Here is a 16,507-nt window from a genome sequence, read left to right as displayed (position 1 = left end):
AAGGCGTTGACCGCCGAGGCCCTCCCTGCCGAGCTGCGCCGCGCCATCGTGCAGGTAGCCCGCACCCCCCGACTGCTGGTGGCCTGCGACTACGACGGGACACTCGCCCCGATCGTCGAGAACCCCGAGAACGCCCGCCCGCACACCGAGTCGGTCGGCGCGCTGCGCTCGCTGGCCGGGCTGCACGAGACGACGGCGGCGGTGATCTCCGGTCGGGCGCTGCGCGACCTGGCGACGCTGTCGCGGCTGCCCGCGGAGGTGCACCTGGTCGGCAGCCACGGTTCCGAGTTCGACGTGGGCTTCGTGCACGCGCTCGACGCCGAGGCCCGCGACCTGCACCGCAGGATCGAGGCGGAGCTGGAGAAGCTGACCGAGGGCGCCGAGGGCGTGCACCTGGAGGTCAAGCCCGCCAGCATCGCGGTGCACGTGCGCCGCGCGCCGCAGGACGTCGCCGACGACGTGCTGGGCAAGGTCCGGTCCGGGCCGTGCACGTGGACCGGGGTGCAGGTGACCGAGGGCAAGGCGGTGATCGAGCTCGCGGTGGTCCAGACCGACAAGGGCCACGCGCTCGACGTGCTGCGCCACCAGGCCGGTGCGACCGCGGCGATCTTCGTCGGCGACGACGTGACCGACGAGAAGGCGTTCACCCGGCTCGCGGGCCCGGACGTCGGGGTGAAGGTCGGTGACGGCGAGACCCTCGCCGGGTACCGCATCGACGACCCGGTGTCGGTGGCCACCATGCTGGCGCTGCTGCTGGAGGAGCGCCGCAACTGGCTCTACGGCGGGCAGGCGCCGCCCATCGAGCGGCTGTCCATGCTGGCCAACGAGCGCTCGGTGGCGCTGGTGACCCCGGACGCGCGGCTGACCTGGCTGTGCCACCCGGAACCGGACTCGGCCGCGGTCTTCGCCGACCTGCTCGGCGGACCGACCGCGGGGCACTTCTCGGTGTCGCCGGAACGCGGCGGATTGCCGCTGGGACAGCGGTACCTGCCGGGCACGATGACGGTGGAGACGCGCTGGTCGGGTCTGCTGGTGACCGACTACCTCGACCACGACGTGCCCGCGCACCGCACGGACCTGACCAGGGTGCTGTCCGGTTCGTCGGCCGCGGTGGTGGAGTTCGCGCCGCGCCCGGAGTTCGGCCAGGTGCAGGTGCGGCTGGAGGCCACCGCCGACGGGCTGCTGGTGCTCGGCACGTCCGACCCGATCGCGCTGCGGGCGCCCGGGGTGGTCTGGGAGATCACCAGCGACGGCCAGGTCGACTCGGCGCGCGCGGTCGTGCAGCCGACGCCGGAGCGGCCGGTGGTGTTCGAACTGCGCTGCGGCACCAGGGACCTGTCCGCGCACCCGGTCGCCGAGCCCGAACGCAAGGCGCACGCGGCGTCCTACTGGACCACCTGGCTGGACGCGCTCGTGCTGCCGCCGGTGGAGAAGGACCTGGTCGCCAGGTCCGCGCTGACGCTGCGCGGCCTGTGCCACAGCGAGACCGGCGCCATCATGGCCGCCGCGACCACCTCGCTGCCGGAGGAGATCGGCGGCATCCGCAACTGGGACTACCGCTACTGCTGGCTGCGCGACGCGTCGATGACGGCGAAGGCGCTGGTGTCGCTGGGGTCCACTGTGGAGGCCGAGGCGTTCCTGCGCTGGGTGCACGGCGTGCTGGCCACCATCCCCGGCCCGGAGCGGCTGCACCCGCTGTACACCATCGCGGGCACCACGCTGGGCCCGGAGGCCGTGATCGACACGCTGCCCGGGTACGCCGGGTCGCGGCCGGTGCGGGTCGGGAACCTGGCCAACCAGCAGGTCCAGCTGGACGTGTTCGGCCCCGTTGTCGACCTGGTCGCGGCGCTGGCCGAGGCGAAGGGGTCGCTGTCGGACAGCGACTGGGCGATGGTGGAGGCGATGGCCGAGGCGGTCACCCGCCGCTGGCACGAGCCCGACCACGGCATCTGGGAGGAACGGCACCGGCCGCGCCACCACGTGTACTCCAAGGTCATGTGCTGGCTGACCATCGACCGCGCGCTCACCCTGGCCGACAAGCACGGCAGGACCGCGCACCCCGACTGGCCCGCCCTGCGCGCCAAGATCGCCGACGACGTGCTGACCAACGGCTGGAACGACGAGGTCCGCTCGTTCACCACCGCCTACGACGGCACCGACCTCGACGCCGCCACCCTGCTCATCGGCATGGTCGGCCTCATCGACCCGACCGACGAGCGCTTCCAGGCCACGGTCACCGCCACCGAGGCCGAACTCCGCTCCGGCTCCACCGTCTACCGCTACCACCGCGACGACGGCCTGCCCGGCGACGAGGGCGGCTTCCACATCTGCGCCGCCTGGATGATCGAGGCCTACCTGCTGACCGGCCGCCGCCCCGAGGCGGAAGACCTCTTCGCCCAGATCGTCAACGCCGCCGGACCCACCGGTCTGCTCCCGGAGGAGTACGACCCGGTGGCCGAGCGCTCGTTGGGCAACCACCCCCAGGCCTACTCCCACCTCGGCCTGATCCGCTGCGCCCAACTCCTTTCCGCGTAACCGACTCTGCACCGAAGGGCGGGCCCGTCTCGGGCCCGCCCTTCGGCGTTCCCGCGCTCGCGCAAGACCCTCGCCTGAACCAAGACGTCGCCTGGCGTTCATGCCGACTTCATGTCCAGTGCGGGCGAAACGGCGTCGTAGGGGGTGCGGGGCCGGGATCATCGGACCGGTGGGGAGGGGCGCATGAAACGTCGGATCAGCATCGGTCTGGCCGTGGTGTTGCTCGCGGCCGTGGTGGTGGCGATCGTCTTCGGGTCGGGGGACGACGACCCGGTGCCGGGGCAGGGTGCGCAGGTGGTGCGGGGCGTCGGCGGGTCGGAGAAGGCGGCGTTCTTCGCCGACGCCAGGGTGGTCGAGGTGTTCGGCAGGCACGGGTTGCGGGTGGAGTTCGACTCCGCCGGGTCGCGGCAGATCGCGACCACGGTCGACCTGGCGCAGTACGACTTCGCGTTCCCGTCGTCGCGGCCCGCGGCGCAGCGGATCAAACAGGACAAGAAGGTCAACAAGGTCTACACGCCGTTCCGGTCCCCGATGGCGGTCGCGACGTTCGCGCCGATCGTGGACCTGCTGACCTCGCAAGGCGTTGTGCACAAGGGCCTCGGCGAGTACCAGGTGCTCGACATCGCGAAGTACCTGGAGCTGACCGGCAAGGGCACCCGCTGGGACCAGTTGCCCGGCAACACCGCCTACCCCGTGCGCAAGAACGTCCTGATCACCACCACCGACCCGCGAAACTCCAACTCCGCGGCCATGTACCTGGCGCTGGTTTCCCACGTGCTCAACGACAACCAGGTCGTCGCGACCCCCGAGGCCGAGGCGAAGGTGCTGCCTGCCGCGGTGAAGTTGTTCATCGACCAGGGGTACACGCAGAGCAGCAGCGAGGGCCCGTTCGAGGACTACCTCGCCGCGGGCATGGGCAAGGCGCCGCTGGTGTTCATCTACGAGTCGCAGTTCCTCGACCGGCAACTGCGCGGCGACGGCTCGATCCGCCCCGACATGAAGCTGCTTTACCCGCAGCCGACCCTGCTGTCCGAGCACACCCTGGTGCCGCTCAAGGGCGAGGGCGGCAGGGTCGGCGAGCTGCTGAGCACCGACCCCGACCTCAAGCGCCTCGCCGCCGAGTTCGGGTTCCGCACCGACGACCCGAAGGCGTTCCTCGACCTGCTGGCCGACCGCAAGCTGAGCGCGCCCGCCGACCTGCTCTCCCAGGCCGAGGTGCCCAGCTACGAGACGTTGGAGCGGCTGCTCAACGAGATCGCGAAGTACTACCGGTGAGCGACATCGCTTTAACGCCACCGGATCCGGTCGACCCGGTCCCGCTCGACCGCGCCGCGGGCCTGGTCCCGGTCGACGACCCGACCCGGGCCGCCGCCGAGGCCAAGGCGGGCCGCTTCACCGCCGAGCTGACCGCGCTCGACCCGCGCTCCCCCGACTTCTCCGACAAGGTCGACGAGATCATGGCCGTCGGCGAGGCGGACATGCGGGTGGCGGCCGGGATCGCGACCGCCCTGCTGGACCGCTCGGTCGACGCGCTGGCCACCGCGCAGGGCAGGCGGTCCGGCCCGGAGCAGCGGATCACCACCAGCCTGGTCGAGCTGCGCCGCACGGTCGCCGAGCTGGACCCCGGCGCCGCGCCCACCGCCCCGCGCAAGCTGTTCGGGCTGATCCCGATCGGCGGCGGCAAGCGGCTGCTGGAGCGGTACCAGGCGGCGAACACCCCGATCAACCTGCTCATCGTCGACCTGCGCACCCGGCAGGACCAACTGCGCCGGGACAACGCGGCGATCAAGGGCGAGCGGTCGCGGCTGTGGGAGACCATGGGCCACCTGGCGGAAGCGGCGGTGTTCGCCGAGGCGGTGGACGGCGCCATCGACCGCCAGGCCGGGGTGCTCGACTACGCCGACCCCGCGGCGGCGACCTCCCTGCGCGCCGACGTGCTTCTGCCGGTGCGACAACGACATCAGGACATCCTCACCCAGCTCGCAGTCTGCGCCCAGGGTTACCTCGCGCTGGACCTGTTGCGGCGCAACAACGACGAGCTGATCCGAGGCGTGGAACGGGCTTGCACCACCACAGTGGCCGCGTTGCGCATCGCGCTCGTCGTCAGCGGCGGCCTGGCCAACCAGCGCGCGGTGCTCGACGAGATCGAGGCGCTGCGCGGGACGACCGACGAACTGATGCGCGCCAACGGAAACCTGCTCGAACAGCACACCGCCCAGATCCAGCAGGGCGCCGCCGACCCGGCGGTGGCCACCATCCGGGCGTCGTTCGACCAGATCCTGCGCGCCATCGACGCGGTGGACGAGTTCCGGGCGGGTGCCACGAAGAACATGGCCACCACCGTCGCCGCGCTGACCGGTGAGCTGCACCGCACGCGCGAGCACCTGCGCCGCTCGCACGACACCGAGACCGGGGGAGAAGCATGAAACGGGTCATCGCCACCGTCCTTGCCGTCGCGGCGGTCCTGTCCGGGTGCTCGTCGGACGCGGGCGACGAGAAACCGGCCAGCCAGGCGGAAGCGGGCAAGCTGCGGGTCCTGGCGGGCAGCGAGCTCGCCGACCTCAAGCCGGTGCTCGAGCAGGCGGCGCAGGCCACCGGGGTGCGGGTGGAGTTCACCTTCAGCGGCACCATCGAGGGCTCGGAGGTCCTGGCCAGCGGCAAGGCAGACGGCCGGTACGACGCGGTGTGGTTCTCCGCGAACCGCTACCCGCAGGCGATCCCGGACGCCGCGCGCAGGCTCGGCGCCCAGGCGAAGGTCATGACCTCGCCGGTGGTGCTGGGGCTGGCCCGCTCGAAGGCGACCGAGCTCGGCTGGGTGGACAAGCCGGTGTCCTGGTCGGACATCGCGAAAGCCGCGGCGGACAAGCGGTTCAGCTACGGCATGACCGACCCGTCCGCGTCGAACTCCGGGTTCTCCGCGCTGGTCGGCGTGGCCTCCGCGCTGGCGGGCACCGGGTCGGCGATCAGCGCGACCGAGGTGGGCGCGGTCAAGCCGCAGCTGAAGGGGTTCTTCTCGGCGCAGGCGATGAGCGCGGGGTCGTCCGGCTGGCTGTCGGAGGCCTACCAGCGGCGGGCCACCGGCGAGGACCCGGGCGCGAAGATCGACGGGCTGATCAACTACGAGTCGGTGCTGCTCTCCCTCAACGCGGGCGGGAAGCTCCCGGAACCGCTGGCGCTGATCTACCCCAGCGACGGCGTCGTCACCGCCGACTACCCGCTGACCGCGCTCAAGGACGCCCCCGAGCACGCGCGCGCCGACCACAAGAAGCTCACCGAGTACCTGCGCACCCCGGCCGTGCAGCGCGACATCATGTCCCGCACGCACCGCAGGCCCGCCGTGCCCGGCGTCGAACTGGACAAGGACTTCGGCACGCGAACGCTGGTGGAGCTGCCTTTCCCGGCGACCGAGCAGGCCTTCGACGCGCTGCTGATGGCGTACTTCGACGAGATCCGCCGCCCGTCGCGCACGGTCTACGTGCTCGACGTGTCCGGCTCGATGGCGGGCGAGCGGATCGAGAAGCTGCGCGCGGCACTGGTGGGGCTCACCGGCGCGAGCAACGACCTGGTCGGCCGCTACCGGCGCTTCCACGGCCGCGAGGAGGTCACCTTCCTGCCGTTCAGCGGCGAGCCGGGGCAGCCGATCACCTTCTCCGTGCCGGAGGTCGACCAGCGCGCCGAACTCGACCGGATCAAGCAGACCGCCGAGGACCTGGACTCCGGCGGCGGCACCGCGATCTACTCCAGCCTGGAGCGGGCCTACCAGCACCTGGGCGCCCAGCCGGACGACGGGCGGTTCACCTCGATCGTGCTGATGACCGACGGCGAGAACAACAGCGGCACCGACCTCGCCGGGTTCCAGCAGGCACGGGAGAAGCTGCCCGAGCGCCTCAAGGGCGTGCCGGTGTTCACCGTCCTGTTCGGCGAGGGCAACAAGGACGAGATGGCGGACGTGGCCCGGCGCACCGGCGGCAAGGTCTTCGACGCGCGCGACACCGACCTGCAGCACGTGTTCCGGGAGATCCGTGGCTACCAGTGACCGGGTCGTCCGCTACCTCGGCTCGACCAAGAACCTCGTCGGCTGCGTCGCCGGGCTCGGCGGGGTTGGGCTGCACCTGACCGGTTTCGCAGGCGCCTACTGGCTCCCGGTGATCGGCGCGCTGTACCTGGTCGGCGCGCTGGCCGCACCCCCGGAACGGATCCAGCTCTCGGTCGACCCGGCCCTCGAGGCGTCCCGCCTGCGCGCCGATCTGGACGCCCTGCTGGCGAAGGTCCGCGCCGAGACCAAGCGCATGCCCGAGGGCGCCCTGGACCGCCTGGAGCACATCGGCGAGGTGCTCGGCGCCGTCCTGTCCCGCCCCGACGACCTGGCCGCCGACCCGGAAACCTCCCACAGCGTCACCCGCCTGGTCCGCGTCGACGTACCGCTGGCGGTGGAGACGTACCTGAACCTGCCGTGGTGGATCGGCGTCGCCAAACGCTCCAACACCCGCTCTGCCGCCGGTGAGCTGCTGGCCCAACTCGACCTGCTGGACCTGGACGCCGAAAAGGTCGCCACCCACTTCTACGCCGACGACCTCCGCCGACAATCCGACCACACCCGCTACCTCGAAGACCGCGCCGAGGACTAGTCCCGACAGACAACACCCGGCCACCAAGCTGGCTATCCCCGCAGCACCTGCAGGTTGTTCATCGCCGATGCCAGGTCGCCCACCACGCGGGCCTCGATGCCGTCCGGGAGGTCGCCGGAGTCCGGGGGGATGAGGGCCTTGGTGAAGCCGAGCCGCAGGGCTTCGGTGAGGCGGGCGCGGACGCCGGAGACTCGGCGGACTTCGCCTGCCAGGCCTACCTCGCCGAGGACGACCAGGTCCGGGGGGAGGGCGACGTCGCGGGCGGCGGTGGCCACGGAGAGGGCGATGGCCAGGTCGGCGGCGGGTTCGGGGATCTTCATGCCGCCGACGGTCGCGGCGAAGACGTCGGCGTCGCCCAGGCGGATGCCGCCGCGGCGTTCCAGGACGGCCAGGACCATGGCGACGCGGGCCGAGTCCAGGCCGGAGACGGCGCGGCGCGGGGTGCCCAGGTGGGACTTGGCGACCAGGGACTGGACCTCGCCGAGCAGGGGGCGCTTGCCCTCGACCGCCACCGTCACCGCCGTGCCCGCGACCCCGGTGTCACGCCGGTTGAGGAACAGGCCGGACGGGTCGGGGACGCCGACGATGCCGCTCTCCACCAACTCGAAGCAGCCCACCTCGTCGGCGGGCCCGAACCGGTTCTTCACCCCGCGCAGCAGCCGCAGCATCGAGTGCCGGTCGCCCTCGAAGTGCAGCACGACGTCCACCAGGTGCTCCAGCACCCGCGGACCGGCGATCGAGCCCTCCTTGGTCACGTGCCCGACCAGCAGCACCGGCAGCCCGCGTTCCTTCGCCAGCGCCACCAGGGCCGCGGTCACCGCCCGCACCTGGGTCACGCCGCCGGGAGCGCTGTCCACCGCGGGCGAGGACATCGTCTGCACCGAGTCGACCACCAGCAGCCCCGGCCGGACCGCGTCCACGTGCCCCAGCACCGCCGCGATGTCGCTCTCCGCGGCCAGGAACATCGACTGGTGCACGTTGCCCGTGCGCTCGGCCCGCAGCCGGACCTGCCCGGCCGACTCCTCGCCGGTCACGTACAACGTGGGCCCGTACTCGCCGTCGCGGGCGGCCCACCGGTAGGCGACCTCGAGCAGCAGCGTCGATTTGCCGACACCGGGTTCCCCGGCCAGCAGCACCACCGCGCCGGGCACCAATCCGCCACCGAGCACCCGGTCCAGCTCGGGCACCCCGGTCTGGCGGGCCCGCGCGGCCTCGATGTCGACCTCGGCGATCGGCCGGGCAGGCGAGCTCGGCGCCCCCGCGGCGATCTTGACCTTGGGCGCGCCGACGTCCTCCAGGCTGCCCCAGGTCTGGCACTCCGGGCAGCGGCCGAACCACTTGGCCACCGTGTGCCCGCAGTCGGCGCACCGGTAACTGGACTTGCTCACCACTGGACCATCACCACGGCCAGCACGGTACGGCCGTGGACCGACAGTCCGCTCAGTGCTCGCTCTTGTGCTCCTCGCGCGGCCCGTTCGGGGCGGCGATCGGGAGGTTGACGGTGACCGGGCCTGCCTTCTCGAAGACGAAGGTGACCGGGACGTTCTTGCCCGGGTACAGCTTCTCGGAGAAGCCCTTGAGGACGATCTCCAGCGTGCCGAGCTTCACCTTGGTGGTGGTCGTGGTCGGCGTCACCGAGGTGGCCGCCACCGAGCCGGTCGTGGTCGTGGTGCTCGGGGCGCCCGAGGTGGGCTTGCCAGCCGACGCCGAGGTGGGGGCGACCGAGCTGGTGGTGGTCGGGGTCGGGGTGGTGGGGGCGCTGGACTTCTTGCCGTCCGCCTCCTCGCCCGCCTTGCCGACGATCAGCGCGAACCCGCCGGGCAGGTTGCCGTCGCCGGAGACCTCGACCTCGGTGGCCAGCGGGCTGGTGACCTCGACCAGCTTGTCCGGGGTGCCACCGACGTTGACGATCGTCAGCGACAGCGGCGCGTCGGCGCCCTTGGCGTAGTAGCCGTTCTCCGGGTAGGCGAGCACGGCGTCGCGCACCGCGATCTGGCCCGCCTGGGCGAGCGCGCCGTTGACGGCGGGCAGCTGCGAGTCGGTCTGGGTGATCTGACCGGAGCCGCAGCCCGCGGTCACCAGTGCTGCGGCGATGCCGAGGCCCAACACGGCCGGGGCGAGGCGCAGCCTGCCGGTCGAGTTCTGCTGTGCACGGCTCACGGGTGCTCCTGCGTCGCTAGCGGACAATCACCTACCGGCTCAGGAGCCTAGCCGGGGCGCGGTGGCGGGTTGCGGCGTGGGCGGACAATCACCCGTCGGATGTCGCGCCCGTCACGTCCGCGCCCGGGTCCACAGTGGAACGGGCGGTGGCGCGAGATCGACATGTGCCGCCACCGCGCCCTCGTACCCGGCTGAGTACGCGCCCCCGGCACTTGTCAACCCCCGGCCATTCCCTGATGTGGCCCTTGACCTGCACAGACGTTCAACGCCTCATCTCCTGGTCAGTGCGACTCGTGTTAAGCTGGGACCAGCGAAAGGGGCAGAGGACACATGGTTTTCAAGGTCGGAGAGACCGTCGTCTACCCGCACCACGGTGCCGCACTCATCGAAGCGATCGAGACCCGGGTGATCAAGGGCGAGGAGAAGAAGTACCTCGTCCTCAAGGTCGCGCAGGGTGACCTCACCGTCCGCGTCCCCGCAGACAACGCCGAGATCGTCGGCGTGCGGGACGTCGTCGGTCAAGAGGGCCTCAACCGCGTGTTCGACGTGCTGCGCGCTCCGCACACCGAGGAGCCGACCAACTGGTCGCGTCGGTACAAGGCCAACCTGGAGAAGCTCGCCTCCGGCGATGTGAACAAGGTGGCCGAAGTGGTGCGAGACCTCTGGCGGCGGGAGAAGGACCGCGGCCTGTCCGCAGGTGAGAAGCGGATGCTGGCCAAGGCTCGGCAGATACTGGTCAGCGAGTTGGCGCTGGCCGAGGGCACCGACGAGGACAAGGCCGAGGTCCTGCTGGACGAGGTCCTGGCCACCGCGACCGTCTAGCTCCCTCACCTGGAGAACACCACCGCACGTCCCGACCGGGCTTTCCGGCGGATCGCCCGACTGAGACATGCATGACACCCGCACCGGACAGCAGCGACCCCACCACCCCTGAGCAGGCTCGCGCCGTGGCCATCGTGCCCGCCGCGGGTCGAGGCGAGCGCCTCGGCTTCGGGGTGCCCAAGGCGCTGGTCCCGGTGCGCGGGACGGCTCTGCTCACCCATGCCGTGCGCGGCCTGCTCGACGCGGGCTGCGTGCGGCATGTCGTGGTCGCGGCCCCGCCCACCGAGGTCGAGTCGACCGCCGCACTGCTGCGCGCCGAGGGCATCCCGGCCGACGTCGTGGCTGGTGGGGCCGACCGCACCGAGTCGGTCCGGCTCGCCCTGCGGCACGCTACCAAGGTCATCCCGGACGCCCGCGTGGTGCTCGTGCACGACGCCGCGCGCTGCTTCACCCCCGCCCACGTGATCCGCGCCGTGGTCGCCGCCGTCGCGGCGGGGGCACCGGCCGTGATCCCGGTGTTGCCGGTGGCCGACACCGTCAAACAGGTCGATTTCGACGGCACCGTGCTCGCCACGCCCGACCGGGCCGCGCTGCGCGTCGTGCAGACCCCGCAGGGCTTCGACCTGGCCACGCTGACCAGGGCGTACGCCGAGGCGGGCGATTCGGCCACCGACGACGCGGGCCTGGTGGAGGAGATCGGCGTACCGGTCGCCACCGTGCCGGGACACGCCTATGCGATGAAAATCACAACCCCCTTTGACCTGGCGATTGCCGAGTTCGTGCTGTCTGCGGGAGTGGCGCCATGAGGGTCGGGATCGGCACCGATGTTCACCCGATAGACGTAGGCCGGGAGTGCTGGATCGCGGGCCTGCACTGGCCCGGGGTGCCCGGCTGCCTCGGCGACTCGGACGGCGACGTCGCCGCGCACGCCCTGTGCGACGCCCTGCTGTCGGCCGCGGGGCTCGGCGACCTCGGCGCGGTGTTCGGCACCGGTGACCCGCGCTGGGCGGGCGCGCACGGCACCACGCTGCTGGCCGAGGTGCGGTCGCGGGTCGAGGCGGCGGGCTGGCGGGTGGGCAACGCGGCGGTCCAGGTCATCGGCAACGAACCCAAGATCGGCAAGCGCCGCGCGGAGGCCCAGGACGCCCTCTCGGCGGCCGTGGGCGGCCCGGTGTCGGTCTCCGGCACGACGACGGACGGACTGGGCCTGACCGGCCGCGGCGAAGGTGTCGCGGCGGTGGCCACGGTGCTGCTCGTGCCTGCCGACCAGGGCGTTCCCGCAGGTTGAGCGGTACTCCGGGGTCGCACGTAAGTTTCCCGGCATGGGATCACTTCTGTCCGAGGGCGCCAAGGCCCTCCTCGACGGCGCCAACTTCGCCACCCTCGCCACGCTGAACCCCGACGGCGGCCCGCAGACCTCGGTGCTGTGGGTGCGCCGCGACGGCGAGGACCTGCTGCTGTCCACCGTGGCGGGCAGGCAGAAGGAGAAGAACCTGCGCCGGGACCCGCGGGTCAGCGTCACGGTCGTCAACAAGGACAACCCGTACAGCTACATCGAGGTCAGGGGCGCGGCGCGGCTCACCACCGAGGGCGGCGACGACCTGATCAACGAGCTGTCCGAGAAGTACCTCGGCAAGCCCTATAGCGGCGACACCCCGGACACGGTGCGCGTCGTGGTGCGCATCACACCGGAGCGGGTGACCGGCCACGCGTAGCGACCTCTAGCGTGGACGCCGTGGTCATCCGCGGCGTCCTGCTGGACTTCTCCGGGACCCTGTTCCGCCTGGAACCGGGGCCCGGCGCTGTCGACGGCCTGCACAACGCCGACGGGACCGCGCTGACCGCCGAGCGCTACGCCGACGTCCTCGCGCTGATGACCGTGCCGACCGGCGTCCCGGCGCACCTGCCCGCGGACCTGCACGACTCCTGGCACCGCCGCGACCTCAACCCCGAGGTGCACCGCGCGGGCTACGAGGCCTCCCTGGTGCACCCCGAGCTCGGCCTCGGCGGCGACACGCCCGGCAAGCTCTACGACCTGATGCTGGCGCCCTCGTCGTGGCGCCCCTACCCCGACACCGAGGCCGCGCTGCGCCTGCTGCGCGCGAAGGGCATCCCGGTGGCCGTGGTCAGCAACATCGCCTGGGACCTGCGGGACACGTTCGCGCACTGGGGCCTGGCCGAGCTGGTGGACGAGTTCGTGCTCTCCTACGTCGTCGGCGTGGTCAAGCCGGACGCCAAGATCTTCGAGATCGCCTGCGAGCGGCTCTCGGTCGAACCGGGTGCGGCGCTCATGATCGGCGACAGCGCGGAGGCCGACGGCGGCGCCGCGGCGGCCGGTTGTCGATTCGAGCGGGTGGAGCCGCAGGCGACCGCGAACCGCCAGGACGCGCTGCTCGGCGCGTTGCGCAGGCACGGGATCGCGGACTAGGCGCCACGCCGAGCGGACCCGGTCACCGCCGGTCACGGGTGGTCAACCCAAACCGGGGACGGGTGACCCGCGCGTTACCCGTACCATTTCCCCCAGTCAACGCTGTGCTCCCACCAGGAGATAGTCGTGTCCCTGCACATCTACGACAGCGCGAGTCGCACCTCGCGCCCGTTCGCGCCGCTGGTACCCGGGATCGCCTCGATCTACGTCTGCGGTGCGACGGTGCAGGGCGTCCCGCACATCGGGCACGTGCGCAGCGGGCTCAACTTCGACGTGGTGCGCCGCTGGCTGGCGCACGGCGGCCTGGACGTGCGGTTGGTCCGCAACGTCACCGACATCGACGACAAGATCCTGGTCAAGGCCGCCGAGGCGGGCAGGCCGTGGTGGGAGTGGGCGGCCACGCACGAGCGGTCGTTCGACTCCGCCTACGACGCGCTCGGCTGCTTGCCGCCGTCAGTGTCACCGCGCGCGACAGGGCACGTGACGCAGATGGTCGAGCTGATGCAGAGGCTCATCGACAGCGGTCACGCGTACGCATCCGGTGGGGACGTGTACTTCTCCGTCGCCTCTTACCCTGCCTACGGCGAGCTGTCGGGCATCAAGGTCGACGAGGCGCAGCAGGGCGAGTCGGCGGCGCAGGGCAAGGCGGACGCGCGGGACTTCACGCTGTGGAAGTCGGCGAAGCCGGGCGAGCCGTCGTGGCCGACGCCGTGGGGATCCGGGCGGCCCGGCTGGCACCTGGAGTGCTCGGCGATGGCCCGCGCTTACCTGGGCCCCGAGTTCGACATCCACGGCGGCGGCATCGACCTGGTGTTCCCGCACCACGAGAACGAGCAGGCCCAGTCGCGGGCAGCGGGCGACGCGTTCTCCTCGTACTGGATGCACAACGCGTGGGTCACCATGAGCGGCGAGAAGATGTCGAAGTCGCTGGGCAACGTGGTGTCGATCCCGGAGATGCTGAACCGGGTGCGCGCGCAAGAACTGCGGTACTACCTGGTCGGACCGCACTACCGGTCGACGATCGAGTACTCGGAGGCCGCGCTCGACGAGTCCGTGCGCGCCTACCAGCGGGTCGAGACGTTCCTGCGCAAGGTGGCCCAGCGCACGGGCGTCGTCGCGCCCGGCGGGGTGAGCGCGGAGTTCGCGGCCGCGCTGGACGACGACCTCGCGACCCCCGCGGCGCTGGCCGCGGTGCACAACCTGGTGCGGCAGGGCAACACCGCCCTCGACGCCGCCGACGACACCGGTGCCCGCGAGGCCGCGGCGTCGGTGCGGGCGATGACCGGGGTGCTCGGGCTGGACCCGCTGTCGCAGCGGTGGGTCGACGACGCAGGCGCGGACACGGGTCTGCGCCAGGCGTTGGACGCGTTGGTGTCCGACCTGCTCGAGGAGCGGGCCAGGGCGCGCAGCGAACGGAACTTCGCGCTCAGCGACGCGATCCGGGACCGCCTGCTGATCGCGGGCGTCGCCGTCGAGGACACCCCCGGCGGTCCACAGTGGACATTGAAGGACGGCTGAGGTGGCAGGCAATTCCCAGCGCAAAGGTGCGATGCGCAAACCGGGCAGCAAGAAGGGCGCTGTCGTCGGTTCCGGCGGGCAGCGGCGCAGGGGACTGGAGGGCAAGGGTCCGACCCCCAAGGCGGAGAACCGGCCCGGCCACGTCGCCAACCGCCGCGCAGGCGCCATCGCCAAGCGCGCGGCCAAGACCCAGGACAAGGGCGCGAACGAGCTGGTGGCGGGGCGCAACCCCGTCGTCGAACTGCTGCGCGCCCACGCCCCGGCGACCGGCCTGTACGTGGCGATCGGCATCGAGCCGGATGACCGGGTGGCCGAGTCGGTCCGACTCGCCGCCGACCGCGGCATCTCGGTGCTGGAGGTCTCCCGCCCCGAGCTGGACCGGCTGACCGCTGGCGCCATGCACCAGGGCCTGGCCCTGCAGGTCCCGCCGTTCGAGTACGCCCACCCGGACGACCTGCTGGAAGCGGCCAGGGCCACCGGCGAGCCCGCGCTGATCGTGGCCCTGGACGGGGTGACCGACCCGCGCAACCTGGGCGCCGTCATCCGCTCCGCCGCCGCCTTCGGCGCCAACGGCGTCCTGCTCCCGCAACGCCGCAGCGCGGGCATGACCGCCGTCGCCTGGCGCACCTCCGCCGGTACCGCCGCCAAGCTCCCGGTCGCGGTCGCCACCAACCTCACCCGCCAACTCCGCGCCTACGCCGAAGCGGGCCTGATGATCGTCGGCCTCGACGCCGACGCCACCATGGACCTCGACAACCTGCACCTGGCCACCTCCCCCCTGGTCGTCGTCGCAGGCTCGGAAGGCCGCGGCCTCACCCGCCTCGTCCGCGAAGCCTGCGACGCCACAGTCGCCATCCCCATGGCCGCGGGCGTCGAATCCCTCAACGCCTCCGTGGCCGCAGGCGTGGTCCTAGCCGAAGTAGCCCGCCAACGCCGAGCCGCAGGCCGCGTCTAGCTCTCCCCGCCAAAGGACCCAGCCCCACCCGGGCTGGGTCCTTTGTCATTCAGCACCGCGGGCCGCCCGGCACGGCGGATGGGAACCACCACGTTCGCATCCCCTGGAGATGTCGGGGAGATGTCGCGCGCGGGCGGGGGGTGGGGCTGGGGGGCGTGCGAGACTCGGTGGGTCCTGTATGGAGGGAGGTTCACCTCCGGTGGGGAGGTGGGCGGGTGGACTGGGCGGCGGTCGGGGCGGATCTGCGGGAGCACTGGGTGGTGTACCTGTCGATACCGGTGGTGGCGGCGGTGATCGGGTACGTGACGAAGCGGGCCGCGATCGAGATGATGTTCCGGCCGCTGGAGTTCGTCGGCGTGTGGCGGCTGGGGTGGCAGGGGGTGATCCCGCGCAACGCCGAGCGGATGGCCACGGTGGCGATGGGGTTGATGACCACCAACCTGATCGCGCCGCGGGAGGTGTTCGGGCGGCTGGACCCCAAGCGGGTGGCCGAGGAGCTGCGGGGGCCGATCGAGCGGGCGGTCGACGAGATCGCCAGGGAGGTGCTCGCGGAGTACCAGCCGAACCTGTGGGAGCTGTTGCCCAGGCAGGCGCAGGACCGGGTGCTGGGGCGGATCCGCCGGGAGGCGCCCGCGGTGGTCGAGCGGCTGATGCGGGAGGTCGCCGAGGACATCGAGTCGCTGCTCGACGTCAAGGACATGGCGGTGCGGGCGCTGGTGCGGGACAAGGCGGTGCTCAACCGGCTGATCCGGGGCACCGCGGCGCCGGAGATGCGGTTCATCGCGCGGTCGGGGATCTGGTTCGGGGCGGTCATCGGCGTCGTGCAGCTGGGGACGTGGGCGTTGACCAAGAACCCGTGGGTGCTGCCGGTCTTCGGCGGCATCACCGGCTGGCTGACCGACTGGCTGGCACTCAAGATGATCTTCTTCCCCCGGCAGCCGCGCCGCTTCCTCGGGCTGGTGACCTGGCAGGGCATGTTCCAGCGCAGGCGGATGGCGGTGGCGCGCGACTACGGCGAGCTGATCGCGGGCGAGATCCTGACCGTGGCGAACGTGCTGGAGGCGGTGCTCACCGGGCCGGGCGCCGACCGGCTGCACCGGATGGTCGAGCGCGAGGTGCGCCGGTCCATCGACGAGCAGGCCAGCCTGGCCAAGCCGCTGGTCGTCGCCGCCGTGGGGTCGCGCCGCTACCAGGAGATGAAGGCGGCCGCGGCGCGCAGGGCGATCGAGCACGTGCCCGACACCGTCCGCCACCTGGAGGGGTACGCGACCGGCGCGCTCGACATCCGGGCCACCATCGTGCGGCAGATCCAGGGCCTGACGCCGGTGCAGTACGAGGGGCTGCTGCGGCCCGCGTTCCGCCAGGACGAGTGGAAGCTGATCACCGTCGGCGCCGTGATCGGGTTCCTCGTCGGTGAGCTCCAGCTCGTCCTGCTCCTGCACTGAGCCGGCCCGCGGCGCT

The 16,507-nt window shown here is 72.0% G+C and carries 15 protein-coding genes; 13 read left to right on the top strand and 2 right to left on the bottom strand.

Annotation, left to right across the window (positions count from 1 at the left end; all coding sequences use genetic code 11):
- Positions 1-6: 6 nt before the first annotated feature.
- From otsB to BMY07_RS17040, 5 genes are all read left to right on the top strand, one after another.
- Positions 7-2,535 carry a trehalose-phosphatase gene (otsB, locus tag BMY07_RS17060; RefSeq protein ID WP_092779376.1) on the top strand — a complete coding sequence of 843 codons (2,529 nt, stop codon included), beginning with the start codon at positions 7-9 and terminating at the stop codon, positions 2,533-2,535.
- A gap of 183 nt (positions 2,536-2,718) precedes the next feature.
- Positions 2,719-3,810, top strand: a complete 1,092-nt coding sequence (locus tag BMY07_RS17055) for a hypothetical protein (RefSeq protein WP_092779374.1) — start codon at positions 2,719-2,721, stop codon at positions 3,808-3,810.
- Entirely contained in the window at positions 3,807-4,961 is a 1,155-nt protein-coding gene (locus tag BMY07_RS17050) for a toxic anion resistance protein (protein WP_092779372.1), read from the top strand. The genes BMY07_RS17055 and BMY07_RS17050 overlap by 4 nt, the downstream gene beginning before the upstream one ends.
- Complete coding sequence (locus BMY07_RS17045; protein ID WP_092779370.1) at positions 4,958-6,571, top strand: VWA domain-containing protein; 1,614 nt, start codon at positions 4,958-4,960, stop codon at positions 6,569-6,571. Before BMY07_RS17050 ends, BMY07_RS17045 begins: the two co-directional genes overlap by 4 nt.
- Positions 6,558-7,163 carry a hypothetical protein gene (locus tag BMY07_RS17040; protein ID WP_092779368.1) on the top strand — a complete coding sequence of 202 codons (606 nt, stop codon included), beginning with the start codon at positions 6,558-6,560 and terminating at the stop codon, positions 7,161-7,163. The genes BMY07_RS17045 and BMY07_RS17040 overlap by 14 nt, the downstream gene beginning before the upstream one ends.
- A 32-nt stretch (positions 7,164-7,195) precedes the next feature.
- Here the strand turns inward: BMY07_RS17040 and radA are convergent, their stop codons facing one another.
- Positions 7,196-8,554, bottom strand: a complete 1,359-nt coding sequence (radA, locus tag BMY07_RS17035; RefSeq protein WP_092779366.1) for a DNA repair protein RadA — start codon at positions 8,552-8,554, stop codon at positions 7,196-7,198.
- Positions 8,555-8,603: 49 nt separating this feature from the next.
- On the bottom strand, positions 8,604-9,323 hold the full coding sequence (locus BMY07_RS17030; RefSeq protein WP_092779364.1) for a copper chaperone PCu(A)C domain-containing protein: 720 nt from the start codon (positions 9,321-9,323) through the stop codon (positions 8,604-8,606).
- A 330-nt stretch (positions 9,324-9,653) separates the two neighbouring features.
- On the opposite strand from BMY07_RS17030, the gene BMY07_RS17025 reads away from it, so the two are divergent.
- The 8 genes from BMY07_RS17025 (at position 9,654) to BMY07_RS16990 (ending at position 16,491) form a co-directional block, all read left to right on the top strand.
- Positions 9,654-10,145 carry a CarD family transcriptional regulator gene (locus BMY07_RS17025; protein ID WP_018682461.1) on the top strand — a complete coding sequence of 164 codons (492 nt, stop codon included), beginning with the start codon at positions 9,654-9,656 and terminating at the stop codon, positions 10,143-10,145.
- Positions 10,146-10,216: 71 nt separating this feature from the next.
- Positions 10,217-10,951, top strand: a complete 735-nt coding sequence (ispD, locus tag BMY07_RS17020; protein WP_092779362.1) for a 2-C-methyl-D-erythritol 4-phosphate cytidylyltransferase — start codon at positions 10,217-10,219, stop codon at positions 10,949-10,951.
- Positions 10,948-11,433 (top strand): 2-C-methyl-D-erythritol 2,4-cyclodiphosphate synthase, encoded by a 486-nt coding sequence (gene ispF / locus BMY07_RS17015; RefSeq protein WP_092779360.1) that lies wholly within the window; start codon positions 10,948-10,950, stop codon positions 11,431-11,433. The genes ispD and ispF overlap by 4 nt, the downstream gene beginning before the upstream one ends.
- 34 nt (positions 11,434-11,467) lie before the next feature.
- Complete coding sequence (locus BMY07_RS17010; protein WP_092779358.1) at positions 11,468-11,860, top strand: PPOX class F420-dependent oxidoreductase; 393 nt, start codon at positions 11,468-11,470, stop codon at positions 11,858-11,860.
- 11 nt (positions 11,861-11,871) lie between these two features.
- A complete protein-coding gene (locus BMY07_RS17005) occupies positions 11,872-12,573 on the top strand; it encodes an HAD family hydrolase (protein WP_245782450.1) in 702 nt (233 codons plus the stop codon).
- A gap of 126 nt (positions 12,574-12,699) precedes the next feature.
- Positions 12,700-14,091: a cysteine--tRNA ligase gene (cysS, locus tag BMY07_RS17000; protein WP_092779356.1), complete on the top strand. Its 1,392-nt coding sequence runs from the start codon at positions 12,700-12,702 to the stop codon at positions 14,089-14,091.
- 1 nt (position 14,092) lies between these two features.
- The gene (gene rlmB / locus BMY07_RS16995; RefSeq protein WP_092779354.1) at positions 14,093-15,046 is read left to right on the top strand and encodes a 23S rRNA (guanosine(2251)-2'-O)-methyltransferase RlmB; all 954 of its coding nucleotides are present in this window, start codon (positions 14,093-14,095) and stop codon (positions 15,044-15,046) included.
- A 215-nt stretch (positions 15,047-15,261) separates the two neighbouring features.
- The gene (locus tag BMY07_RS16990) at positions 15,262-16,491 is read left to right on the top strand and encodes a DUF445 domain-containing protein (protein ID WP_092779352.1); all 1,230 of its coding nucleotides are present in this window, start codon (positions 15,262-15,264) and stop codon (positions 16,489-16,491) included.
- Positions 16,492-16,507 lie beyond the last annotated feature (16 nt).

Origin of the sequence: Actinokineospora terrae (assembly GCF_900111175.1) — a bacterium.
Lineage (GTDB): Bacteria > Actinomycetota > Actinomycetes > Mycobacteriales > Pseudonocardiaceae > Actinokineospora > Actinokineospora terrae.
Note: the sequence above shows the minus strand (reverse complement) of the source record. Positions and strands in the feature narration are given on the sequence as shown.